Genomic DNA, 19,532 nt, shown 5'->3' on the forward strand with positions numbered 1-19,532 from the left:
CGATGGTGATTCATCTTCATGCCATCGCGCTAGACGCAGTCTGGAAACCAGGGATTCACCATAACAGCGGCAACAGACCCTTAGGGAGATGAATCCGCAACGCATCCTGTCCAATGTGGCCTGACCGGACGCCGGTCAGGCGCCGAGGGAACGCGAGCCACAGGCAGGATTGGACGTGTCTGACGTTACCGGGACAGCACGATGGGTAGGGCCGGCGGGCATGGCCGGGAAGCGCAACGTCTGGCACGACTGCGTGGTTGCGCTGGTGGCGCTGCTGGTGCTCGGCAATCTCGTCAGCGATCTCACGCTCGATGTGAACTTCGGCTGGGACGTGCGCGTCAATTGCGCGGCGGTCGATGCCCATGTCGATGGGCTCGATCCCTACTTCGTGAAAAATCTGAAGGGTACGAAATTCTCTTATCCTTATCTGCCGGTGACGCTCGAGGCGTTCCGTCCGCTGTGCGCGGGCGGCTTTCTCGTCGGCCATCACCGCGGCGTGTTTCTCCTGCTCGCCATGCTCTGCGGCCTGCTGCTACCGGGGCTCGGCCGCGACCGCGGCGGCTTTCGCGATATCGGGTTGAGGGTGCTCTGGGCGCTCGGCGCCTTCGTCGGCTTCGAGTGGGTCTTGGCGTCGGGCAACTTTACCATCATGAGCGGCACGCTGAGCGCGGGCGCGCTGGCCCTGCTGCTGCGTCGTTTCCCTTTGCCGGACGCGGACGATGATCGAAGCTTCGGCCTGCGCATCGTCGGCGCTGCTCTGCTCGGCCTCGTTGCCTCGTTCAAGCTGGTGTACAGTCCGGTGCTGGCCGCGCTGTATTTCCTGCCGCTACCGCGCCGGCAGAAGATCGGCTTGATCGCGGCCGCGGCCGCAGGCCTGGCGCTGCCGGTCCTGCTCTCGATGGTCCTCTATCCCGATCTGTTTCCGAGCTGGCTGCTCGCGATCAGGGGGCAGATTCCCGACCAGCATACGGTCTACGTGATGGACACCACGCCGTCGCTGCTGCTGCTGGCGCAGGGCGCGCTCGATCAATTCGGGCTCGGCGGCAGCAAGCCGATCGTGTTCGCGGCTTACGCGCTCGTGGCGTTCGCGCTGGTGCTTGCGCCGTTGGCTCTTGTGGTGCTGCGCCTGGCGAATGGACGAGCAAGTCGGGAAGGCGCTTTCCTGGCACGACTGGATCGCTGGCTGATCGACCATCCGCGCGAGGCCCTGCGCATCACTGTGCTGGCGATGTACGGGCTCTATCTCTGCGCGCCGCGCCTGAAGGAATATGCCTTCTTCGAGCTCGCGCTCTACGGTGCCATCCTCATCGTCGATCTCCCGGCCGCAGCCCTCGCCGCCGTCCTGGCCATCGGCGTCGCCGTTCCAATGCTCGCCTCGCTCGCGGGAATGTCGATCGAAAACAGCTTCGTGCAGATCGCGGTCGCGCTGGCGTGCTTCTGGATCATGCTGCGGGCCCAATCGGCGCCATCAGCTCCAGTGGTGCGGGCAGCCGGGGTCGAACCGGCACAGCGCTTGCGCACCGAGGGATTTTAAGTCCCTTGCGTCTACCAATTCCGCCATGCCCGCTTGATCCAACGAGATCAAACACTTAAGTCCACCCCCGGCGGTCTGGAATTGGCGCTTGCGCAGCCGGAGGGGCGGTTCTTCCTTAAGCGAGCCGCGCGCACAAGGCAAAGCCTCAATCCGGACATCTGTTGCTGCTTTAGGCATTCTCAATCCACGGGGACTATTCATCCGGCATGGCTGCTTCGTTTTCCCACCGCCCGCGCTGCTGCGGCGCGCTTCTTGTGCTGCTCGCGGCGGGCGCCGCGCTGTCCGGCTGCGCCAGCATGAGCGAGACGGTCGCGCCGGCCTTTGCCGATCCCGGCAAGTACGAATTGTACGATTGCAAGCAGCTCGAGACCGAGCGGAAGGCGCTGGCGGCCCGCACCGCCGATCTGCAGAGGCTGATGAACAAGGCGGAGACGGGGGCCGGAGGCGCCGTCGTGTCCGAGCTCGCCTATCGCAACGACTATATCGCGGTGCGCGGCTCGACGCAGCTCGCCGACGACGCCTGGCGCCGCAACCGGTGTCGGGAGACGCCGCCGAATGCGCCGCCGCAGGCCTCGACGCCGCAGCCGCCGGTCATCAAGCCCGCCCCGAAACCCGGCAGCGCCGCTCGCTGAGCCGGCGTAACCGAACCCGCATCACGGCCGCCAGAAGTAGATCCAGTCCTGCCGCGCCAGCATGCGCTCCGGGCCGAGCGCGCGGATCGCGACATCGCGCGCGAGCGCGAGCGGCCCGCCCAGATGGTAGATGCGGCCCTGCTGCCGCGCGGTCCGCTGCACCCGCCGCACGCGCGCCTCGCGCGCGCGGCCATATTGCTTCAGCGCCGCCGTGATGCCGGCTGCGCTCTCGGCGGCTTCGGGACTGAGATGGCGCGCCAGCACGGCGGCATCCTCGATCGCCATGCCGGCGCCTTGCGCTGCGAACGGCAGCATCGCATGCACGGCATCGCCGAGCAGCGCGACCGGGCCCTTGCTCCAGGGGCAGCCGTCGGGCACGCCGAACAGCGCCCATTTGCGCCAGCTATCGACCGCGGCGAGCATCATCCGCGCCGGCGGCGGCCAGCGCGGCGCGGCGAAGGCGTCCATCACCTCAAGGGGATCGCCGGGCGTGCTCCAGCCCGGCCTGTTCCAGGTGCCCGGCAGCACTGCGACCACGTTGATCTGGCGCCCGCCCGCGATCGGATAGGCGACGAGATGGGCATTTCGGCCCATCCAGAGCTGCACCCGGCGGGCGGTGTAGTCCTTCGGCAACTGCGTGGCGTCCAAGGTGCCGCGCCAGGCGATCAGGCCGGAGAAGCGCGGCTGCACCTCGGGAAACAGATGCTGGCGTACCGTCGACCAGATGCCGTCGGCGCCGATCAGCGCGCTGGCGAGATCGCTGCGGCGGATCGTGCCGCTGCGATGGACCACGGTCAGCCCCTTGGCGTGCGGCGCGACGTCCTCGAAGGTCGCCCCCAATTTCAGGTCGATGTCGGGATGATCTGAGACAGCGCCGGCCAGCGCCGATTGCAGGTCGGCACGGTGCACCACCCAATAGGGGGCGCCGGCGCGCGCCGACGCCGCTTCGCCGAGCGGCATGCGCAAGAGCTCGCCGCCGGCGCGCGCGCTCATGATCGAGACCGCCTCCGGCGTCACGGCGCGCAGCTTGAGGCGCTCGGCGAGGCCGAGCTCGACCAGCACGCGGCTGGCATTGGGGGAGAGTTGCAGGCCGGCGCCGACTTCCTCGAGCCGCTCGGTCTTTTCCAGCACGACGATGCGGAAGCCGCGGGCCGCGAGCGCCAGCGCGGCCGTCAATCCACCGATGCCGGCACCGGCGATGACAATCGTTCGGGAGAGCGCCACCCCTGACCGATGGGAACGGTCAGGCCACCTTGTCCTTCAAGACGCATTCCGGCGGGCGGGCTTCGCCCGCCTTCAGGTCCGCCGCGAAGCGGTACAGCGTCGAGCAGTAGGGGCAGATGATCTCGTTGTCGTTGCCGAGGTCCAGGAAGACGTGCGGGTGGTCGAACGGAGGATTAGCGCCCACGCACATGAACTCTTGCGAGCCGATCTCGATGACGGGAACACCGGCATCGTTATGGAAGTGCGGGACGACATGGTCGGACATCGTAGTTCATCCTGGAGTGGCAACGGCGGCAGATACAATCAAGAACTGACGCGGCATCTTTAAGGCGCCGCGGACCATAATGGTGGGTGCTGATGATTGCTAGTCCAGCGGAACCAAAAGGTTCGCAATGCCCCATGCTCATTTGCTCATGCAAATTCGACACAATCTTGCGGCCTGAGAGAAGCCCTTCTTTCGTCGGGGACGTTGTGTCGCAATTTTGGCATACTATGTCTGGGGACGAGCGCGATTTGCGACGAAAGACGAACCATCAGGCGCAAGACGATTTCAAGACGATTTCAGGACCGTCCAGGCTTTCCGCATGAAGTGGCTGCGAATCACCACAGCGTTGACCGGGATCGCGGCATGCAGCTTCATGCTGGTGCAGGTAACGCCGCATGCCCGTGAGGCCGGCGCGATTCTCTCCGCCCAGGACGATCCGGCCGCGCTTTCAGAGCTCAAGCTCGATGCGCTGCTCCGGCAGAACGACCATCTGGTTCAGGACAATATCGAGGCCGCGCTCGCCGCCGGCGATGCCGATCTCGCCGACAGTTTCGTTGCGCTCGCGCGTGACCGCAACCTCGCACTGCCCGACGACCTCATCAATCGCGTCAGCGATGCGGTCAAGGCCGAGAACTCCACCTCGCATTTCGCCAAACGGTTTGCCACCGGCCTCATCACCGGCAACGCCGACGATGTCGCAAGCCTGTCCGGAACCGTCGCCGGCGATCTGTTCGTGATCGGCGACATCAGGGATGTCGTGCGCGAGGGCAAGCATCTGGCGATGGGCGAGGACACCGATCGTCTTGTGCTGGGCCTGGCGACCGCGGGCCTTGCGGTGACGGCCGTGACCTATGTCTCCGTTGGCGGTGCTGCGCCGGTTCGCGCCGGGCTGACGCTGGTGAAGGATGCCCGCAAGGTCGGGCGGCTCGGCGAGGGCCTCGCCGCATGGGCGGGCCGGTCCGCGCGCGAGGTGGTCGATGCGCCGATGCTCCAGAACGCCGTCGCCAAGGGTTCGGTGTTCCGCCCCGGCGAGACCGTCAGCGCGATCAAGGCCGCATTCCGGGCCGAGAAGGCTGGCGCGCTGGTTCGGCTCGGCAAGGACGTCACGCGCGTTGCCGAAAAGACCGGCGCGCGCGGCGCCATGGATAGCCTGCGGATCGCCGAGGGTCCGAAGGATGTCGCGCGCGCGGCGCGGCTTGCGGAAGCGCAGGGCGGCAAGACCCGCGCGATCATCAAGCTGTTCGGGCGCGGAGCGCTGCTGCTGGTCGGCGGCGCGTTCAATCTGGCGCTCTGGCTGCTCAGTGCGGCACTGACGCTGTTCGGCCTCCTGTCCTCGATCAAGGCGACCACCGAGCGCCTTACGCAGGCCTGGTGCGATCGCAGACGGGCGCGGCGCCTCCGCCGTGCCCAGATTGCAGCCCAGGCTGCTCTGGCGAACACGGCCGTCACGGCCTGAAGCGCAACGCGCTTCAGGCTATTCTTTGAGCATGATCTTGCCGGAATACCGCTGCACATTTTTCCGGATCATGCTCTAAGATCACCCATTCCCCCTCAAGACTTGCGGAACTGATGATGCCGAGCTTTCACAACGGCGCCGTTGAAATTGCCTATCTCGACGAAGGCGAGGGCGATCCGATCATCCTGGTGCACGGCTTTGCCTCCAGCAAGAACGTGAACTGGGTCTATCCGACCTGGGTGTCGGAGCTGCGCAAGAACGGCCGCCGTGTGATCGCGCTCGACAATCGCGGCCATGGCGAGAGCGCAAAGCTCTACGATCCCGCGCAATACTCGATCCCCACCATGGCCGGCGACGTGCTCGCGCTGATGGACCATCTCGCCATCCCGCAGGCCGACATCATGGGCTATTCGATGGGCGGACGGATGACGGCCTGGCTCGCCCTCAACGAGCCGCAGCGCCTGCGCTCGGCGATCCTCGGCGGCATCGGCATCGGCGGCCTGATCGAAGGCACCGGGCCCGGCGAGAACGTCGCCAAGGCGCTGGAGGCGCCATCGCTCGACGACGTCAGCGATCCCGTCGGCCGCACCTTTCGTGCATTCGCAGACCAAACCCGTTCCGACCGCCGTGCGCTCGCCGCCTGCCTGCGTGGCACGCGAGATATCATGACGAAGGACGAAGCTGCGCGCATCGACGTGCCCGTGCTGATCGCGGTCGGCTCGACCGACGATGTCGCGGGCTCGGCCAGCGCGCTAGGCGCCATCATTCCCGGTTCGGAAGTGCTCGATATTCCGGGCCGCGACCACATGCGCGCAGTCGGCGACAAGGTCTACAAGACCGGCGTACTCGACTTCCTCTCACGCCGCGGCTGACACCTCGTTCGCCGACTCGTCCTCGTCAAAGCGACGCGCCAGCGCCATCAACACGACGAAGGTCGCGACCCACACCATGCGCGCGCCGTAACGATCGTGCGGTCCTGAGATCACGCCGCAGATGAAGGCGTTGCCGAGCAGGGCCAGCGTCACGCCAGCCGCCAGCAGCGTCAGATCGTCGAGCCTTCTGTTGGCCAGTGCATGTCCGAGCAGCGCGAGCAGTCCGAGCATCGAGACCAGCGCGACGGGGACGTGTAGCCAGTTGACATAGTCGAAATCGAGGCCCCAATTTTGCTGGCGCGCCGCGCGCATCGGCGCGACCTGTGCCGGGATGTAGCGCTCGATGATGCCGTAGGTGTGCGGGATCCAGACACTGGCGCCTTCGCCGGTCGCCACGTGCAGCAATTGCTGGCCCATCGCGCGCAGCGCCGCGCCGGCCTGCCAGGCCGGATAATCGGCGAGCGAATGCACGACGATATAGCCCATCTCGTCGTTCATGCCTTCGAAGCGGCCGAGCGTGTTGAACATGCTCTTGCCCCACAGGAATTCGTCGGCGGTCGCCGGCAGCTCGTTGCGATAGGGACAGAGCTTGTAGCGCTCGCGCGGGCAGTGGTCGTTCAGGTAGCGCGCGACGATGCCGTCCTGCATCATGCGGCCGAAGGCGACGCCATAGCCGCCGGGCGTCCACGCCCATTGGCCCGACAGCGCGTGGTTCGCCGAGACCAGCATCACACCGCCCGCGATGATCGTCAGGCTCGCTTGCGCCAGTCCGGCGATTTGTAGGCGTCGCCCCAGCAGCGGCCGCGCCATCCAGCCGGCGGCGCAGAGCCCGAGCAGCACGCCGAGCGTGGCGCTGTGGGTCGCGGCGGCAAAGGCGGTGAAGACGAACAGCGAGATCTTTTCGAGCAGCGACGTGCGCTCGCCGCCGACGATCAGCAGGAACAGCGACAGCACCGAGAGCCCTGCAAAGATGTCGGTGAGCAGCATGCTGGCGAGCCAGGGCAGGGCGGTCGACAGGATCAGGAGCAGGCTGATCGCAACGAAGCGGAAGGTCTGCATCAGGCCGAGCACGCGCAGGGTGAGCTGCAACAGCCACAGCGTCGCCAGCGACTGGACCGCGAGGTTGTTCCAGAAACCAAGATTCTCGCCGTAATGCAGGTAAAGGCCGAACACAGTGGAGCGGCTGGGGACAAGATAGCCCTCGTACCAGCGCGCCAGATAGCCGCCGGTATCCCATTGCAATAGCGGATAGCCGTTCCACAACGCGGGCGCGATCAGGAGGAGGGGCAAGACAGGGGGCAAGGCCACCGCCGCCAGCCGCAGCCAAAACGAGCCCGCGGCGCGCGCGCGCAATTGATCGGTGGTGATGCTCAAGATTGCTCCGTCGTCCCCCGGGGACCATGCCCGCAATAACCGTCGAGACGGAATTCACCAATAGTTTGACCCCGGCCGGCTTGAATTTGGCCAAACCCTGACCATTTTGAGCCGACCTTGCCGCTTGGGGGCGTCCAAAGAAACCGTTGTGTTTCAAGGCGTTGGCATGCCCCCGCGGGGCAAGGCGCTGTTCACTCTGAGGCAAGCCCGTCAGGACTTTGTCGCCTACACTGTGCTATAGAGAAACAAAACCAGCCCGTTCGAAAGAGCAGATCCCAGAGAGAAAATCATGGCAGTGCATCAGGTCAATCCGGGAGGAAAGCTCGCATCGCTCGATCCGATCTGGGACCGGATCCGGGGCGAGGCGGAGGACATCGTCCATCGCGAGCCCGAGCTTGCAACCTTCATCTATTCGACGGTGCTGCATCACAGCCGCCTCGAGGATTCGGTGATCCATCGTCTCGCCGACCGGCTCGATCACTCCGCGCTGTCGGGCGATCTGGTGCGCCAGACTTATGACGAGGCACTGCGCGACGATCCCGATCTCGGCAACGCCTTCCGCGCCGATCTCGTCGCCGTCTATGACCGCGATCCCGCCACCGCGCGCTTCATCGATCCCTTGCTCTACTTCAAGGGTTTTCACGCGATCCAGACCCATCGTCTCGCACACTGGCTCTACCTGAAGGGCCGCAAGGATTTTGCGTATTACCTCCAGAGTCGCGCCTCCGCGGTGTTCCAGACTGACATCAATCCGGCCGCGCGCATCGGCCGCGGCATCTTCCTCGACCACGCCACCGGCTTCGTCTGCGGCGAGACCGCTGTCATCGAGGACGACGTCTCGATCCTGCACGGCGTCACGCTCGGCGGCACCGGCAAGGAGAACGAGGACCGTCATCCGAAGATCCGTCACGGCGTGTTGATCGGCGCCGGCGCAAAGATCCTCGGCAACATCGAGATCGGCCATTGCGCGCGCATCGCCGCCGGCTCGGTCGTGGTCAAGCCCGTGCCGCACAACGTCACGGTCGCGGGCGTGCCCGCCAAGATCGTCGGCGAGGCCGGCTGCGCCGAGCCGTCGCGCACCATGGATCAGATGATCAACGCGATGGGACTTTGAGCCCGCAAGCAGGCGCCGGCTTTTCCGGCGCTTGTCGTCCCCAAATTCTTTGGCAATTCATGCTGGCGGTTCGTCGCGTCTCGTCCTAAAACCCGCCGACCAATTTCGATCGGAGACTTGCCGTGGACGTCAAAGAAGTCAGAAAGCTGGACGCGTATCTGAAGCGCGTATTCGGCAATCCCAAGATCCGCGTCGTACCGCGGCCGAAGAAGGATGATTCCGCCGAGGTCTATATCGGCGAGGAATTCATCGGCGTGCTCTTCGTCGACGACGAGGACGACGATCGCTCGTTCCAGTTCCAGATGGCGATCCTCGAGGACGATCTCGTCGATCAGGAATAGTTTTTCAACGCGGTGATCGCGAGCGGAGCTGAGTCTTCGCCGTGCTCGCAATGAGCCGTGCGGCGACAGCGCGGCGTCCTCTCGTGTCCCGGCTCTGCACTGCAACGCCCTTAGCGTTGCAGTGCAGAGCCGGGACCCAGAAGCCATACGGCGCATATCCGCAACATTGGCCCCGGCTCAGCAGCGCACCGTCGAAGAGACGCTGCGCTGCGTCCGGGGCACGCATCGGAGATCGAGGCGCGTTCTCCCCACATGAGGAACGTTAGCTCCGCAATCCCGTAACTCTATCTCTTCGCGAGAATGCGCAGCCGCGCCGTGGCGTCGGCGACGATGATGCCCTCGGCATCGACGAGCTCGGCGTGTACGACCATGTCGCGCTCCGTCCGTTCGACAACGCGCGCGCGTGCGATGATCGGACCGACCGATGCAGGCTTGTGAAAGCGCGTGTCGAGACCCCTGGTGACTACGGTCAGGTCAGCCGGGAGCCGCAGCCAGCGCGCAAATCCCGGTCGCGGAATCCAGCATCGCCGCCAGGAATCCGCCCTGAACGGTCCCGTGCCTGTTGGTGAACGCGAGCTGCGCCTGAAAGCGGATCAACGCTTGCCCGGCCTCGTCGAAGCCGACCCATTCGCGTCCGAGCAATTGGGCGCCGGGTGGCAGATTGGGTGTCGCGTCGCTCACATCGATCTTCCCCGGCGTTTTCCTTAAAGAAGAGGGTACCAAGCAGCCGATCCGGTGCAAGGTCTGGCAGCGCTGATGCTCATCGGCAACAATCTGTGAGTAGGGTGCGTGATCGCGCGTATGTAGAGTGACAACGCTCCCAGATCATTGGTCCGATATGCACGCAGACTCTCTCGAGATTGCCCGCCTCACCGAAGAGTCGGGTCTGTCGAAGACAATCGCCGCGCTTCAGTTTGCGTTTTGGGGCCCGCTGACAGGGTATGGCTCGGCCGCCGACTATGAGCAGTTTCTTTGCCATGCGGCTCGTTCGCACCATCTGCCGGAAATTCTGGTCGCCCGGTGCGGCACGACCTTTGTTGGCTCGGTCAATCTGCTCGCCAGCGAGATGACGATACGTCCTGCACTTTCGCCGTGGATGGCGCAGCTGTTCGTGCCCGACAGCGCGCGGAGTCAAGGTGTCGGAAACGCGCTCATTGAAGCTGCCGTGGCAAAGGCTGCGGCGCTGGGCCATCGACGGATATATCTCTACACCTCGGGGACATTGCCGGGCTACTATGCTTCCCGCCGCTGGCAGCCGGTCGAGGAGGTCGAATATCTCGGCAAGAGGCGCGTCATCATGGCTTATGATCTGGCTTGATAGCAAAAAAATGCACTCAAGCTGTCCTGCTGGCGTGAGCCGTACGCCCGTGGCCCTTGCGTTCGACCAATTCAACGCCGATCTCTTGAGTTGCGCACGGTTCTCCGTCACGCGCCCACCGCTGCGAGCATGTCGGGGATCGTGACGAATTTCTCCCGCTGCTTGCCGAGCAGCGCTCCCCTGCGTTTCTCGGCGGCGTCGATCGTGCCCCAATCCGGATAGCTCACGATGCGTGCCACGCGGCCGGTGCTGATCCGATTGTGATAAGCGCTCACTCGAAATGGACGGCGAGCCAGACCGTTGGCTGTTGCGGCTCCGTCCACTCGACGCGATGGCGTTTCCTTGCGGGGATGAAGACGTAATCCCCCACGCCCAGCGATCGCGCGGCAAGCTCATGTTCGAACTGCAATGTGGCGCGCCCTTTCAGCACGATCACCCACTCGTTCCACGCCTGATCATACCAGAAGCCCGGCGGACTAGTTTGCCCCTGCGATATAATGCGCTCGATCTTCAAGCCAGGCCGCGCGAGGATTTCGCTGAACGCCTCTTCCCCTATGTTGGCGGCCGAAACATCCGCCACATCCGTGAATAGATTGCCTGGCTGGATTGTCATCGATATTCCCACGCGTTTCCAGAGCCGAATTACCTACAAGCCCACGTAGCGCCCCATTCAGGTCCGTTCAACGGCGCATAGCGGACTGGATTTGCTCACGTTGAGTTCTTCGCATTTTGACCCTGGCTGTGTGAAAAGTCACGAGTCGGCTAGGATTCTTCCGTTTCCTGATGGGGGATACGGATGGGACGCTTCGTTGAAGGCGCGGACAGATCCCAGCTGACGCTCTTGCCGGAATGTCTGGAGGATTGGGTAGGCGAGGACAACGCGGTCCACGTGATCGATGTGTTCGTCGAGGCGCTCGACCTGCATGGAATGGGGTTTGAGCGTGTGATCGCCAAGGAGACGGGCCGGCCCTCCTATCATCCGGCAGTCCTTCTGAAGCTTTACATCTACGGTTATCTCAATCGGCTGCAATCCAGTCGCCGCCTGGAACGTGAGACGTGCCGCAATGTCGAGGTAATGTGGCTGATTGGGCGCCTGGCTCCCGATCACAAGACGATCGCCGATTTCCGGAAGGATAACGGCGCGGCGATCCGGAAGGTTTGCGCGAAGTTCGTTGCACTATGCCGGCAAATGGGCCTGTTGCAGACCGCAAGCGTCGCAATCGACGGCAGCAAGTTCAAGGCGGTGAACAACCGCGACCGCAACTTCACGCATGCCAAGATGGCAAGGCGGATGGCGCAGATCGAGGAAAGCGTCGGTCGATATCTGCGTCAACTCGATAGCGCCGATCGGCAGGAGCCATCGGAAGCGATCAGCATCAAGACGACGAGGATCAAGGAAAAGATCGCTCGGCTGAAGCAGGAGATGAGCCGCCTGGAAGTGCTTGATGCGCAGATGCGCAACACGCCGGATCAACAGATATCGCTGACCGATCCGGATGCCCGTTCGATGGCCACCAGCGGACGCGGATCGGGTGTCGTCGGCTACAACGTCCAGGTCGCGGTGGACACCGAACACCATCTGATTGTGACGCACGAGGTCATAAACGTCGGCAACGACCGTGGGCAGCTTGCTCGGATGTCGAAGCAGGCCAAAGAAGTGCTCGCAGTGGACAAACTCGATGCGGTCGCCGATCGTGGCTACTTCGACGGAGAGGAGATATTGGCCTGCGAAGAGGCTGGCGTTGCAGTCACCTTGCCCAAGCCCATGACGTCGAACGCCAAGGCGGAGGGCCGGTTCGGCAAACAGGACTTCGCCTACCTGCCTGATGAGGATGTCTACCGCTGCCCATCGGGCCAGCTGCTGCCCTATCACTTCACCAACATCGAGCATGGAATGACGCTGCGCCGTTACTGGTCGACGGCGGCATGCCAAGGCTGCGCGATCAAGAGCCAATGTACGCCGTCCAAGGAGCGCCGGATCACGCGCTGGGAGCATGAGCATGTGGTCGAGGAGGTCCAGCGACGGCTCGATTCCAATCCTGACGCCATGCGGACGCGACGTGAGACAGTCGAGCATCCCTTCGGCACGATCAAAGCCCGTATGGGTGCGACCCACTTCCTGATGAAGCGCCTACGGAATGTCGCCGCTGAGATGGCGCTGCATGTTCTCGCCTATAACCTCACACGGGTGATGAACATCGTCGGCAAACCGCGCCTGATTGCAGCCATCCGCGCCGCCTGAAGGCCGGAAAGCGCGTCCAAAACCGCAATACCCCGTCGCGATACCCACTTTGGCCGGTCATTGGACGATCCGATGCGTCAGCACCGGCCGCCTGCAATGATTGGCGACCACGCCGCGTCCGACCTATCCGTTTGCACACAACCAAGACCCGAAGCGGACGTGTTGGCTCACCAAAGCGGTTTAATGCGGATGCCATCCGTGGCTCCCCACTGGAACATTGACTGCCCATGGCTCATATTCGGCACCATGGGTTTTCTGAGATTTTCGTTTAAGTCTAGGCGGCGCGCCATTGCCTATTACGCGGTGGCCATACCTATGATGATTTTGTTCATCTACGGTGCAAGCCGGTTTGGAGAGGGGCCTATACGTGAGTGCGCGACCGGCAACTGTCTCCCGCACGATTGTCGTAGCGCCTATTGTTCAACACGCGGCTATCCCCATACTGCCGATGAATATCGGGCGTTCAAAGACTGGGAGACGACCATCTTTGTTGTCTGGCCGATTGGCATGATTGCGTTGGCCCTTCTGAGATGGACAGATAAACGAAGGCAATGATTTCCATTCGCAAGTAGCTCCTGCTGGTTGTCTATTCGTATCAATCCTGAGAAGTCGCCTGTTGGCCCATCGGCGAAGTTGCGCCGCGCCCAGCGCCCGGCGGATCGCGATCCTCTGGGATTCGACATACGAGCAGCATAAGGTCGCTATGCCGTCGATCGAGGCGGCGGCGCAGAAGCTGGCGGTCACATTGCAACTCGTGCCCGCCAGAACGGCCGAGGAGTTTGATACCGCGTTCGCTAGCGCTGCCGTTCCCGCTCTATCTCGTATCTTTGCCCTTGCTGTTGAATACGCTGCTGCTCTTGATGCCGCAGGTATTCAAGGTATTGATTCCTGATCAGTTGCTTCTGTGAGTCCGATACAAAAGGATTGGAAGGGTCTAAGGAACGTTCAACCTGCTCACGGTAGGCGTTCTCGTCGCGGTAAGCGAGTCCGGACCAGGATTGCTGGCGGATAGTCCTGTTCCAATCCGAAGATTGGGCATGAATAGGCGATAGTGTGATCAGGACAAAGACTAGGGCTATCGTAACACGATTCATTACTAATCCTCTTCTCTGCTTTCACTACCAGTGCCCCACCCGCAACCACAGGCAATAGTGACGTATCTACTATTCCGCGATGGATAGGGCGCACGCCGAAGCCGTGGTGGCGCTTGGCCCGTCGCTTGCTTACAGCCATCGGGCGCGTTTGGGCGACCTTGCGCGCGAGCACCGTCTGCCGAGCGTGCTTCTTAGCGATGCAGGCGGTCTCTTGAGTTACATGCCTAACATCAAAGCCATTTTCGGCCAATGCGCCGGTTACGTCGACAAGAATCCTCAAGGGCGCCAAGGCTTCCGATCTGCCCGTCCAGGAGCCGACCAAAATTGATCTGATTGTCAATCTAAACATCGCCAAGACGCTGGGTATCACAATCCCGCCATCGATCCTCGCCCGCGCCGACGAGGTGATCGAGTGAACCTTGTATTTCCGGTTATGGCCCTTAGCGTCGAACCTCAATCCTCATCTTGGCGTCAGCTCTTTGGCGTAGACCGGACCTAGTCATGGTCCCAGCTGATCGACGAGAATGACCCCGAACAGACATTGCATGCGTGCGCCCATTTGATCGAACGCGTAGAAGTGCGGCTAGTCTCGGGGACTGCAATTGACGGGCGCCAATGGCGGGCGTGATCGACCGATACGCAGCTAAATTATCTCGACTTGTCGCTTACCGAGATCCAAACCGCTGTTTGGCAGCGTCGGTAACGGGAGTATACAGGCTAACCAGCGTGCCCTCGGGGTCACGGAATTGAACTGCGCGATTGCCCCACGGCAAATTCTTCGGTTCGTGAACGACTTCGACTTGGCCCTTCAATCGTTCAAACTCGGCATCAACGTCCGTCACTTGAAATTCGATGATTGCCGTACGGTTGGCGGCGGGTTCGGCGCTTCCTTCCTTGAAGAGAGCGACAGTCTCCGCGCTTCCGACGGCGACTGCGGCTGTTGGAGTCACGATCTCGGCGAAGACGGGTGCGAGCCAATCGGCCGTCTTGCCTGTTACCTCTTCGTAGAATCCGACCACGGCTTTGATGTCGCGGGCGATCAGACGTATTGAGGCGAAGTTCATGAACCCAGTTCCTTCTGAATGTTTCAGCGCTTCCGTCGAGCAGTATCGCCCCACTGCTGACAGCATGCTGTCAGCAGCCTCCTGCTTCACGGCAGTGACGTTTTTACCCGCGGCCTTCGGAGGAGCCTTTCGTCCGGCAGCGCGGTCGCTGTGCCTTTGCCACTGGTTGCGCCTGCGGCTTCGAGATCTACTTCTTTGCGAGAATGCGCAGCTGCGCAGTGGCGTCGGCGACGATGATGCCCTCGGCATCGACGAGCTCGGCGTGTACGACCATGTCGCGCTCCGTCCGTTCGGTAACGCGCGCGCGTGCGATGATCGGACCGACCGATGCGGGCTTCAGGAAGCGCGTATCGAGACTTCTTGTGACGACGGTCAGTTCGGATGTGAGCGCCGCCAGCGCGCAAATCCCGGTGGCGGAGTCCAGCATCGCAGCAAGAAAGCCGCCCTGGATCGTTCCGTGCCTGTTGGTGAAATCGAGCTGCGCCTGGAAGCGGATCAGTGCGTGCCCGCTCTCGTCAAAGCCAAGCCATTCGCGTCCGAGCAGCTGGGCACCGGGCGGGAGAGGTGTTGCCGCGTCATTCACGTCGATCGCCCCATGATGACATCATGCCACTGTTTTGCCCGACGGGTCAAGTTCTTCTTCGAAAAATACGAATTCATGAAAATACGAAGCCATGACAGGCGCTTGGCTACTGTGCATGGGGTTGTTTTCAATTTTTTGTCGGGAGGCTCCCGGCTCGTCCCAAGCCGATCCCGCGGCGGGCAGGGAAGTCGCGCTCAGCCCTTCGGCCCGCGCAGCTGCGTCGTCAGCTTCTCCATCGCCTCTGCCACCTCGCGCCATTGCGACAGCCAGCTGCGCGGAAAGCGGAAGGTGAGGTCGGCGCCGCCGACGCGGCGCTCGGAGAGGCACATGCCGGGGGTCGCCGCATCGCGGGTGCAACGCGCGGTCAGCGCGGGGTTTGTCGCGGAATAGAAATCCTCGCTGCCGTAAGGTGTGTCGGCGCGGAACATCCGCATCGTCAGACCATCCTCGGGCTGGGTGGTGGCCTGGTCGAGATAGCGCGGATAGATCGTGGTTGTTCGCTGCTCGGGCGAGAGCGCATCGTGGTGGGCTGCGATCGACAGGAAGATGCGGTCGATCGATTGTACCGCGGCTTCCACCGTGTCGGCGGTAACGTGCTTCGGCGCGCCGGGCGGTTCCAGCGAGGGATAGAGGAAGTCGAGATCGATGCGCTCCTGCGGCCCGGTGTGCCGCTGGATCTTCATCCGGATCGCCGCCGCCGGCAGGTTGAACAGCGTGCCGCCGACGCTGACCGGCAGCTTGTCCGGCGCACTCGCGCCGCCCGTGCCCCAGGTCGGCCACAGCAGGTAGGCCACCAGCGCGACCGCGCCCGCCGCAGCAATGCCGCCGAGCACGATCGGGACGACATGCGCCAGGGTGCGCGTCCGGGGAGACCTGAGGGGAGCTGCCGAAAACATCGTCATGGGTTGCGCGAGCCGGAGGTCGGCCGCTGGCCGACGAATCAGCGGCGAATATGCCATGCGGCAGCGATTTCGCGCAGCGTCCCCCGCCTGCGGGGAACGGGAAGGGCCCTGCGCGGGCCGGCCGGCGGCGTTAACCTTCCCTTAAGGATAATGTAGCGTTAACCAGCACTTTTTGTCACAGGAAGGCTCCTCGCGTTGCGTAAGGGCGGACTGTTCCGATGACACCTGAAGCTCTCAATACCTTCTTCTCGATCTGCATCGGTTTCGCGCTCGCGGGCGCCCTCGTGAACGGATATCAGGCCGCGACGCAGCGGCCTGCCGGATTCGGCCTGTTGCAGGCCGGCGTCGCGCCGAAGACCTTCGCGGCGGTACCGTTCCTGGTGTTCGCGGCGCCCTTCATCATCATGCGCAACACGCTGCGCGGCATGCGGCTGGAAAGCCGCCGCCTCGAGTTCGTGATGATGGCGACCCTCATCGCCGCCTTCTGGAGCATGATGAGCGGCACCTTCTTCCTGATGACGCTGCGCGCGGCCGGCGTGCTGGCCTGACACTTCGCAGGGCTGCGTGGCGCGGCGGCCCTTTGCCTCCGCGTCGCCGTTTGGCTATGGCTTGGTCAACGCGACAGGAGACCTTCATGGCGATCTACGAGCTCGATGGGCAGGCGCCCGATCTTCCGGCTGACGGCAACTATTTCATCGCGGAGACCGCGACCGTGATCGGCCGCGTGCGCCTGAAGCCGGGTGCCAGCGTCTGGTTCGGCGCGGTGCTGCGCGGCGACAATGAGTGGATCGAGATCGGCGAGGGCGCCAACGTGCAAGACGGCTCGACCTGCCACACCGATCTCGGCTTTCCGCTTGTCATCGGCCGGAACTGCACCGTCGGCCACAACGTCATCCTGCACGGCTGCACGATCGAGGAGGGCGCACTGATCGGCATGGGCTCGATCGTGATGAACGGCGCGAAGGTCGGCCGCAACAGCATCGTCGGCGCCGGCTCGGTCATCACCGAGGGCAAGGAATTTCCCGAACGCTCGCTGATCATCGGCTCGCCCGCGCGCGTGATCCGCACGCTCGACGACGCCCAGGTCCAGAAGATGGGAAGTGCGGCAAAGTTCTACGTCGCCAACGGCCCGCGCTTCAAGAAGGGCCTGAAGCGGATCGGCTAGCTGCCTTCGGACTCGCGGGCTTCCCTGGCGCTCGCGACTTTCTCGTGTCCCGCCGACCACAGCGCATGCTCGTCGCTGCCATCTGAATAGGGGTTGGCTTCAGGCGGAATGTTTTCGCGCGCGGCGCGTTCGCCTTCTGCAAAAGGGTCGCGATCGGTCATCGTGACGTTGCCTTCCCATTGGTCCGAGGTCGCGGCGATCAGCTCGCGCATGAGCGCGCCTGTCTCCCGGTTCAAGCCGATGGGACCGTCATTTGTTCCGGAACCGGTCTTTGCCGGGGCGGTTGGTCAACCAAAGGAGCGTGTCCGATGGCCAGATCGCCAACCGTTTCAATGAAGACCTTGATCGTGATCCTCAGTCTCGCGGCGATGCCGGCTGCATCGTTCGCGCAAGCAACCGGCGGCACGGGTTCTGCCGGATCGACCGGCGGCGTCGCCAATTCGCCAGCCCCGCCGCCCGGGACAAATAGTTTGGGGACGGCTCAATCATCCGGCCCGGGCTCGGGAGCCACCACCGGCACCGGCAGCGGTGGATCGACCGATGCCGCCGTGAACGCTGAGAACCGCATGCTCGACAAGAAGCTCAAGAGTATCTGTCGCGGCTGCTGACGCTCGCGCGGAAGTGAGACAGTGTGGCTGTCGGGAATGCCCAAGTGACGGTAGCTTGATCCTGCTTTGAAGCGTGGAGCGTGTCCACGCGGAGGATCGAGTGATGTTACGCAAGATGATCATGGCGGCGCTGGCCGTCGCGGCAGTCGGGCTGTCGGCGCCGCAGGCAGCTCGAGCTGCGGGCGGTTTCGGACATGGCGGCGGCTTTCACGGCGGTGGCGGCTGGCACGGCGGTGGCGGCTGGCACGGTGGCGGTGGCTGGCATGGTGCTGGCGGCTGGGGCCGTGGCGGCCACTGGCATGGCGGCGGCTTCTGGCCCGGCGTTGCCATCGGGGCGGGAATTGCCGGCGCCGGCCTTTACGGCGGCTACTATGGCTACGGTTACGGATACCCCTATGACGGCGACCCCTCCTATTATGGGACCGGCTACGACGACGGTGGTTATGGTGGCTGCTACGTCGCGCGCAAGCGCGTGATGACGCCCGCGGGATGGCGATACCGAAGCGTCGACGTCTGCGAATAGCCGGGCGGCCGGCCGAACCCATAAAAAACAAGGCCGTTGACGCAGTATACCGTCAACGACCTTGCCAGCCCCGGATATTGAAATCGGCTCACGCCATCCGGTGACGGCAAGCATGGCGCGGAATCATACGGGGGAATGTGATCCAGTTCACAAGTGCCGAAAATAAAGTCGGGCCGTGGCTGCTCAGCCGCGCGAGCGCTTGCGCGCGCTGACATGCACGCGGTGCCGTGCCGGTTTCCGCCGAGTAACCGAGGGCGTTTCCCCCTCTGTCGCCCGCGCGCTGGCGTAGGACTGCCGCAGGCCGTCGATCGACTCGTTCAGTGTTGCGACCTGTTCGGAGAGGCGCTTGGTGTCGGCCTGCTGCGCCGCCATCAGCCGCTTCATGGTCTGGAGCTGGTCCTGCACGACCTGGAGCTGGTCGATCGATTCCTGCTGGGTGGCTTCCAGCCCCCTGGTCTTCTCGACGAGCTGCTCGGACGCCTGGGCCGTGCGGGCCTGGAGCTGCCGCGAGGCCACCACCCGGTCCGTCTCCGGTGCAGCGCCGGTATAGGCGCGCCAGATCGCCATCGAGGTCACGCCGGCGACGAGCAGGAGGAGGGCGGCGGCGGTCAGCGCGATAGGCTGGGCGCCGAGACGAAGGAGGGGGTTGGAGGATGTGTCCTTTGCGAGATCGATCATCGCTGACAAAACCCAAATTGAAACTTGGTGAGTGGCGAAGACCGGCAACCCAAGAACGCAGAACAAGCGGCGGCCGGGGATGTCCCGAAAACGTTACGTTTCCGCAAGGAATGGGACCAAAAAGAGGCCGTGAGCCGGAAAACGTAATTGTTCCAAGCCCGGCGGCTTCCCGGGACCGGGATCGGTGTGCCCAAAAAAAGCCCGCCCACGCCGAATTCGGCATGAGCGGGGTATCGAATTACGATGAGCCGTCCGAGGACGGCCCTGTGTTCATGCAACGAATCCGCTAGGGACGGGCGGCCTTCATCGAAGGCTGGATCGTCATGCGGTAGGCGATGAACGCGCTGCCATCGAAGGTCTCCACGACCTCGTCACAGGCGGGACAGCGGTACTCGCCCTTGTTGGCCGGCGGTGTCGACAGCTCCAATCGCCGAAAGCCGGCCCCGCACGCGGAACACGTCACGTCATTCTTTTTCATATAGGCCCCGTAGAACTACTGGTGCGGCTTCCTAGCACGGGGTTGGCGCGAAAACACCGCGCTCT

General features: G+C 63.5%; 28 protein-coding genes and 1 tRNA gene. 13 read left to right on the plus strand and 16 right to left on the minus strand.

Annotation, left to right across the window (positions count from 1 at the left end):
• Positions 1-55: 55 nt before the first annotated feature.
• The 3 genes from QA642_RS19635 to QA642_RS19645 all read right to left on the minus strand — a co-directional run bounded on the left by QA642_RS19635 (position 56) and on the right by QA642_RS19645 (position 1,567).
• A complete protein-coding gene (locus QA642_RS19635; RefSeq protein WP_283086098.1) occupies positions 56-487 on the minus strand; it encodes a hypothetical protein in 432 nt (143 codons plus the stop codon).
• Positions 488-826: 339 nt separating this feature from the next.
• A complete protein-coding gene (locus tag QA642_RS19640; RefSeq protein ID WP_283086099.1) occupies positions 827-1,459 on the minus strand; it encodes a hypothetical protein in 633 nt (210 codons plus the stop codon).
• 19 nt (positions 1,460-1,478) lie between these two features.
• Positions 1,479-1,567: transfer RNA gene (locus QA642_RS19645), tRNA-Leu, on the minus strand.
• A gap of 173 nt (positions 1,568-1,740) precedes the next feature.
• Between QA642_RS19645 and QA642_RS19650 the strand changes: the two genes are divergently transcribed.
• Positions 1,741-2,166: a twin-arginine translocation pathway signal gene (locus QA642_RS19650; protein WP_283086100.1), complete on the plus strand. Its 426-nt coding sequence runs from the start codon at positions 1,741-1,743 to the stop codon at positions 2,164-2,166.
• Positions 2,167-2,187: 21 nt separating this feature from the next.
• On the opposite strand, the gene QA642_RS19655 is transcribed toward QA642_RS19650, so the two are convergent.
• Both QA642_RS19655 and QA642_RS19660 read right to left on the minus strand, forming a co-directional pair.
• Positions 2,188-3,390: an FAD-dependent monooxygenase gene (locus QA642_RS19655; protein ID WP_283086101.1), complete on the minus strand. Its 1,203-nt coding sequence runs from the start codon at positions 3,388-3,390 to the stop codon at positions 2,188-2,190.
• Positions 3,391-3,409: 19 nt separating this feature from the next.
• Positions 3,410-3,655, minus strand: coding sequence for a zinc-finger domain-containing protein (locus QA642_RS19660; protein WP_007602543.1), 246 nt, complete (start codon positions 3,653-3,655; stop codon positions 3,410-3,412).
• A 319-nt stretch (positions 3,656-3,974) separates the two neighbouring features.
• Here QA642_RS19660 and QA642_RS19665 point away from each other — a divergent pair, with 319 nt between their 5' ends.
• Positions 3,975-5,111 (plus strand): hypothetical protein, encoded by a 1,137-nt coding sequence (locus QA642_RS19665; RefSeq protein ID WP_283086102.1) that lies wholly within the window; start codon positions 3,975-3,977, stop codon positions 5,109-5,111.
• Between the two features lie 116 nt (positions 5,112-5,227).
• On the plus strand, positions 5,228-5,983 hold the full coding sequence (locus QA642_RS19670) for an alpha/beta hydrolase (RefSeq protein ID WP_283086103.1): 756 nt from the start codon (positions 5,228-5,230) through the stop codon (positions 5,981-5,983).
• On the opposite strand, the gene QA642_RS19675 is transcribed toward QA642_RS19670, so the two are convergent.
• The gene (locus tag QA642_RS19675; protein ID WP_283086104.1) at positions 5,969-7,357 is read right to left on the minus strand and encodes a hypothetical protein; all 1,389 of its coding nucleotides are present in this window, start codon (positions 7,355-7,357) and stop codon (positions 5,969-5,971) included. The genes QA642_RS19670 and QA642_RS19675 overlap by 15 nt on opposite strands.
• Before the next feature lie 289 nt (positions 7,358-7,646).
• On the opposite strand from QA642_RS19675, the gene cysE reads away from it, so the two are divergent.
• Positions 7,647-8,471: a serine O-acetyltransferase gene (cysE, locus tag QA642_RS19680; RefSeq protein WP_027560093.1), complete on the plus strand. Its 825-nt coding sequence runs from the start codon at positions 7,647-7,649 to the stop codon at positions 8,469-8,471.
• A 122-nt stretch (positions 8,472-8,593) separates the two neighbouring features.
• On the plus strand, positions 8,594-8,812 hold the full coding sequence (locus tag QA642_RS19685; protein ID WP_007602550.1) for a DUF3126 family protein: 219 nt from the start codon (positions 8,594-8,596) through the stop codon (positions 8,810-8,812).
• A 284-nt stretch (positions 8,813-9,096) separates the two neighbouring features.
• Here QA642_RS19685 and QA642_RS19690 read toward each other — a convergent pair whose 3' ends face one another.
• Complete coding sequence (locus QA642_RS19690) at positions 9,097-9,330, minus strand: PaaI family thioesterase (protein WP_349253877.1); 234 nt, start codon at positions 9,328-9,330, stop codon at positions 9,097-9,099.
• Positions 9,287-9,493: a hypothetical protein gene (locus QA642_RS19695; RefSeq protein WP_283086105.1), complete on the minus strand. Its 207-nt coding sequence runs from the start codon at positions 9,491-9,493 to the stop codon at positions 9,287-9,289. The genes QA642_RS19690 and QA642_RS19695 overlap by 44 nt, the downstream gene beginning before the upstream one ends.
• 127 nt (positions 9,494-9,620) lie before the next feature.
• Here QA642_RS19695 and QA642_RS19700 point away from each other — a divergent pair, with 127 nt between their 5' ends.
• Positions 9,621-10,130, plus strand: coding sequence for a GNAT family N-acetyltransferase (locus QA642_RS19700; RefSeq protein WP_283086106.1), 510 nt, complete (start codon positions 9,621-9,623; stop codon positions 10,128-10,130).
• Between the two features lie 107 nt (positions 10,131-10,237).
• Here QA642_RS19700 and QA642_RS19705 read toward each other — a convergent pair whose 3' ends face one another.
• The gene (locus QA642_RS19705; RefSeq protein ID WP_283086107.1) at positions 10,238-10,369 is read right to left on the minus strand and encodes a hypothetical protein; all 132 of its coding nucleotides are present in this window, start codon (positions 10,367-10,369) and stop codon (positions 10,238-10,240) included.
• 32 nt (positions 10,370-10,401) lie between these two features.
• The gene (locus tag QA642_RS19710; RefSeq protein ID WP_283086108.1) at positions 10,402-10,743 is read right to left on the minus strand and encodes a cupin domain-containing protein; all 342 of its coding nucleotides are present in this window, start codon (positions 10,741-10,743) and stop codon (positions 10,402-10,404) included.
• Positions 10,744-10,926: 183 nt separating this feature from the next.
• Here QA642_RS19710 and QA642_RS19715 point away from each other — a divergent pair, with 183 nt between their 5' ends.
• From QA642_RS19715 to QA642_RS19725, 3 genes are all read left to right on the plus strand, one after another.
• A complete protein-coding gene (locus QA642_RS19715) occupies positions 10,927-12,372 on the plus strand; it encodes an IS1182 family transposase (RefSeq protein WP_283079231.1) in 1,446 nt (481 codons plus the stop codon).
• 703 nt (positions 12,373-13,075) lie between these two features.
• Positions 13,076-13,264 carry a hypothetical protein gene (locus QA642_RS19720; RefSeq protein ID WP_283086109.1) on the plus strand — a complete coding sequence of 63 codons (189 nt, stop codon included), beginning with the start codon at positions 13,076-13,078 and terminating at the stop codon, positions 13,262-13,264.
• A gap of 525 nt (positions 13,265-13,789) precedes the next feature.
• Positions 13,790-13,882, plus strand: a complete 93-nt coding sequence (locus QA642_RS19725) for a hypothetical protein (RefSeq protein ID WP_283086929.1) — start codon at positions 13,790-13,792, stop codon at positions 13,880-13,882.
• A 249-nt stretch (positions 13,883-14,131) separates the two neighbouring features.
• Here the strand turns inward: QA642_RS19725 and QA642_RS19730 are convergent, their stop codons facing one another.
• The 3 genes from QA642_RS19730 to QA642_RS19740 form a co-directional block, all read right to left on the minus strand.
• Positions 14,132-14,530, minus strand: coding sequence for a VOC family protein (locus QA642_RS19730; protein WP_283086110.1), 399 nt, complete (start codon positions 14,528-14,530; stop codon positions 14,132-14,134).
• A gap of 187 nt (positions 14,531-14,717) precedes the next feature.
• Positions 14,718-15,113: a PaaI family thioesterase gene (locus QA642_RS19735; RefSeq protein ID WP_283086111.1), complete on the minus strand. Its 396-nt coding sequence runs from the start codon at positions 15,111-15,113 to the stop codon at positions 14,718-14,720.
• Between the two features lie 194 nt (positions 15,114-15,307).
• Positions 15,308-16,015 carry a hypothetical protein gene (locus tag QA642_RS19740; protein WP_283086112.1) on the minus strand — a complete coding sequence of 236 codons (708 nt, stop codon included), beginning with the start codon at positions 16,013-16,015 and terminating at the stop codon, positions 15,308-15,310.
• Positions 16,016-16,233: 218 nt separating this feature from the next.
• On the opposite strand from QA642_RS19740, the gene QA642_RS19745 reads away from it, so the two are divergent.
• Both QA642_RS19745 and QA642_RS19750 read left to right on the plus strand, forming a co-directional pair.
• On the plus strand, positions 16,234-16,563 hold the full coding sequence (locus QA642_RS19745) for a hypothetical protein (protein WP_235545387.1): 330 nt from the start codon (positions 16,234-16,236) through the stop codon (positions 16,561-16,563).
• A gap of 86 nt (positions 16,564-16,649) precedes the next feature.
• Positions 16,650-17,180, plus strand: a complete 531-nt coding sequence (locus tag QA642_RS19750; protein ID WP_283086113.1) for a gamma carbonic anhydrase family protein — start codon at positions 16,650-16,652, stop codon at positions 17,178-17,180.
• On the opposite strand, the gene QA642_RS19755 is transcribed toward QA642_RS19750, so the two are convergent.
• Positions 17,177-17,392, minus strand: a complete 216-nt coding sequence (locus tag QA642_RS19755; RefSeq protein WP_283087171.1) for a hypothetical protein — start codon at positions 17,390-17,392, stop codon at positions 17,177-17,179. The genes QA642_RS19750 and QA642_RS19755 overlap by 4 nt on opposite strands.
• A 96-nt stretch (positions 17,393-17,488) precedes the next feature.
• Between QA642_RS19755 and QA642_RS19760 the strand changes: the two genes are divergently transcribed.
• Both QA642_RS19760 and QA642_RS19765 read left to right on the plus strand, forming a co-directional pair.
• On the plus strand, positions 17,489-17,788 hold the full coding sequence (locus QA642_RS19760) for a hypothetical protein (RefSeq protein WP_283086114.1): 300 nt from the start codon (positions 17,489-17,491) through the stop codon (positions 17,786-17,788).
• A gap of 103 nt (positions 17,789-17,891) precedes the next feature.
• Complete coding sequence (locus tag QA642_RS19765) at positions 17,892-18,311, plus strand: hypothetical protein (RefSeq protein ID WP_283086115.1); 420 nt, start codon at positions 17,892-17,894, stop codon at positions 18,309-18,311.
• 183 nt (positions 18,312-18,494) lie between these two features.
• Here QA642_RS19765 and QA642_RS19770 read toward each other — a convergent pair whose 3' ends face one another.
• Both QA642_RS19770 and QA642_RS19775 read right to left on the minus strand, forming a co-directional pair.
• On the minus strand, positions 18,495-18,989 hold the full coding sequence (locus QA642_RS19770) for a hypothetical protein (protein ID WP_283086116.1): 495 nt from the start codon (positions 18,987-18,989) through the stop codon (positions 18,495-18,497).
• A 286-nt stretch (positions 18,990-19,275) separates the two neighbouring features.
• Entirely contained in the window at positions 19,276-19,467 is a 192-nt protein-coding gene (locus QA642_RS19775) for a hypothetical protein (RefSeq protein ID WP_027560085.1), read from the minus strand.
• Between the last annotated feature and the right edge of the window lie 65 nt (positions 19,468-19,532).

This window comes from Bradyrhizobium sp. CB2312, assembly GCF_029714425.1.
Lineage (GTDB): Bacteria > Pseudomonadota > Alphaproteobacteria > Rhizobiales > Xanthobacteraceae > Bradyrhizobium.